A 2,940-nucleotide genomic window follows, 5' to 3' on the forward strand; every position below is an offset into this window, starting at 1 on the left:
AACCGCCGACCCCCTCCGTGTAAAGGAGATGCTCTACCAACTGAGCTAATCACCCCCGCTGTGTGGAGTCGCATTATAGGGATCGCGCGAAATGAGTCAACGCTTTTTAGAGGGAAAATTCGCGTTCGTCTTAAAATTAAACAAGATGTTGCGATTTCAGGCAAAACCACCAGGGAGCTGTGGGCTTTTGCAGCAAAGGCGGCGCGAAAGCAGGGGATTGCCGTTGAGGATTCATCTTCTGATGGTAGAATGTTACCCACTTTATTCTGGATTTATCAGAGCTTCTCGCTTCTGATAGCGTAAAAAGGCAGCTGTTAATGAAAATCAAAACCCGCTTCGCACCCAGCCCGACGGGCTACCTGCACGTTGGCGGCGCTCGTACCGCGCTTTATTCCTGGCTGTTTGCCCGTAATCAGGGCGGTGAATTCGTGCTGCGTATAGAAGATACCGATCTGGAACGCTCTACCCAGCAGGCTATCGACGCGATCATGGACGGCATGAACTGGCTGAACCTGGACTGGGATGAAGGTCCGTACTATCAGACCAAACGTTTCGATCGCTACAACGCGGTAATCGATCAGATGCTGGAAGCGGGTTCAGCGTATAAATGCTACTGCTCCAGAGAACGTCTGGAAGCGCTGCGCGAAACGCAGATGGCAAACAATGAAAAGCCACGCTACGACGGCCACTGCCGCGACAGCCACGAACATCATGCCGATGACGAACCTTGTGTAGTGCGCTTTCGCAATCCACAGGAAGGCTCGGTGATTTTTGATGACCAGATCCGTGGCCCAATCGAATTCAGCAATCAGGAGCTGGACGATCTGATCATCCGCCGTACCGATGGCTCGCCGACCTACAACTTCTGCGTGGTGATCGATGACTGGGATATGGAAATCACTCACGTTATTCGTGGCGAAGATCATATCAACAATACGCCTCGCCAGATCAATATCCTGAAAGCAATTGGCGCGCACGTGCCGGTTTACGCGCATGTTTCCATGATCCTGGGCGACGACGGCAAAAAGCTTTCCAAACGTCACGGCGCAGTAGGCGTAATGCAGTACCGCGACGACGGCTATTTGCCGGAAGCGTTGCTTAACTATCTGGTTCGTCTGGGGTGGTCGCATGGCGATCAGGAAATCTTCAGTATTGAAGAGATGAAACAGCTGTTCGATCTGGATGCGGTCAGCAAATCTGCCAGCGCCTTTAACACGGAAAAGCTGCAGTGGCTGAACCATCATTACATCACCACGCTGGCGCCGGAGTATGTGGCGACGCATTTGCAATGGCATATTGAGCAGGAAAAGATCGATACCCGCACCGGCCCTGAGCTGGCCCAACTGGTACGCCTGCTTGGCGATCGCTGCAAAACGCTGAAAGAGATGGCCGCTTCCTGCCGCTATTTCTACGAAGACTTTGCAGAATTTGATGCAGATGCGGCGAAAAAACATCTGCGTCCCGTGGCCCGTCAGCCGCTGGAAGTCGTGCGTGACAAACTGGCTGCCATCAGCGTATGGAATGCGGAAAACGTGCATCAGGCTATTCAGTCTGCGGCTGAAGAGCTGGAAGTCGGCATGGGCAAAGTCGGCATGCCGCTGCGCGTTGCCGTTACCGGCGCAGGCCAGTCACCCGCGCTGGACGTGACGGTTGAAGCAATTGGCCAGTCGCGCAGCGTAGCGCGTATTGAAAAAGCGCTGAGCTGGATCGCGGCTCGCGAAGCCCAGGCTTAATCCTTCCCCCTAAAAAAAGAACCGGCATCAGCCGGTTCTTTCTTCAACGTAAAATCTGCTCACGGAGCGTGAAAAACTATTTCTCAACCTGAGAAATATCCAGCCGTTGCAGCATACCCTGAACGCCTTCGCGTAACAGTAATGCATAAAGCTTCTCTTGTTCGTCACTGTTCATTTGCTGAATGGAAGTCATTAGCAGAGCCGGAAGAGAGTTTTGCGTGACGCGATAGGTGGCGGTCGGTTCGGCAACGTGGCGGGTGGATTTCAGGAAATTTCTTACATTCTCATCAATATGGATCATGCGGGCCTTCCCGCCCTGTACGCCGGGTTTGGGTACGGTTGTCCACTGCTCTTTTTTAACCCATTTATTGATAGTCTGGCGGCTGAAGCCTGTTTCCTGTGCCAGTTCTTCCGGCGTTAGCCATTCCTTTTTCATTGTGCAATATCCTTTTTGCGTTGATATGTAACGGACATATATTACAGGAATTTATTGTTCGAACAACTAACAGGCAAGACTAATCTGAGCAGATAATCGACAGCGGGGGGAGAGGGCATTTCCCTCTGCCGTTTGGCAGAGGGAAGAATGTTTTACTGTGGCGTAGCGGCAGACTGATTCTGCGGGCGATAAGCGATGTAGTAAGCCAGACCCACAAAGACCGCGCCGCCGACCGTATTACCCAGAAACACGGCGGCAAAATTAGGCAGGTAGTCGGCCCAGGTCAGCTGACCGGCAAAAATCGCGGCTGGAATGATAAACATATTGGCCACCACGTGCTGGAAGCCAATCGCGACGAATGCCATGACCGGGAACCACATGCCGAAAATTTTCCCGACCATATCTTTACTGGCGAACGCCATCCAGGTTGCCAGGCACACCAGCCAGTTACAGCCGATACCGGAAATGAAAGAATGCATAAAGTCGGCATGAACTTTGGCTGAAGCGATGGCGACGGTCTTTTTAAGGTAGTCACCCTCGGTCATGCCGAGCACATGGCCGAAAAACCACGCTACGGCAATACTGCCGATAAAGTTGGCAATTGTTACCCAGAACCAGTTACGTACCACGCTAAAACCACTGACCTGACGAGCAAACCATGCAATCGGCATCGTCATCATATTACCGGTCAGCAGTTCGCCACCGGCCAGCACGGTCAGGATAATCCCTACGGGGAATACCGCTGCGCCAAGCAGGCCGCCAAAGGAGCCC

The 2,940-nt window shown here is 52.7% G+C and carries 4 protein-coding genes; 2 read left to right on the forward strand and 2 right to left on the reverse strand.

Annotated features, from left to right (window positions below):
- Positions 1-303 (forward strand): hypothetical protein (locus RTK32_RS20705; protein ID WP_312047237.1); only part of this gene is annotated, 303 nt, incomplete at its 5' end.
- 14 nt (positions 304-317) lie between these two features.
- A complete protein-coding gene (gene gltX, locus RTK32_RS20710; protein ID WP_312047238.1) occupies positions 318-1,733 on the forward strand; it encodes a glutamate--tRNA ligase in 1,416 nt (471 codons plus the stop codon).
- 76 nt (positions 1,734-1,809) lie between these two features.
- On the opposite strand, the gene RTK32_RS20715 is transcribed toward gltX, so the two are convergent.
- Both RTK32_RS20715 and RTK32_RS20720 read right to left on the reverse strand, forming a co-directional pair.
- The gene (locus RTK32_RS20715) at positions 1,810-2,169 is read right to left on the reverse strand and encodes a YfeC-like transcriptional regulator (RefSeq protein ID WP_312047240.1); all 360 of its coding nucleotides are present in this window, start codon (positions 2,167-2,169) and stop codon (positions 1,810-1,812) included.
- A 152-nt stretch (positions 2,170-2,321) separates the two neighbouring features.
- The coding region (locus RTK32_RS20720; protein WP_312047242.1) for a formate/nitrite transporter family protein at positions 2,322-2,940 on the reverse strand (619 nt) is incomplete at its 5' end.

The organism is Erwinia sp., assembly GCF_031978025.1.
Classification (GTDB): domain Bacteria; phylum Pseudomonadota; class Gammaproteobacteria; order Enterobacterales; family Enterobacteriaceae; genus Erwinia.

Bases quoted from the DNA above. Each gene is read 5' to 3' on its own strand.
- gltX (WP_312047238.1), top strand. From the start codon at position 318: ATGAAAATCAAAACCCGCTTCGCACCCAGCCCGACGGGCTACCTGCAC.
- RTK32_RS20715 (WP_312047240.1), bottom strand. From the start codon at position 2,169: ATGAAAAAGGAATGGCTAACGCCGGAAGAACTGGCACAGGAAACAGGC.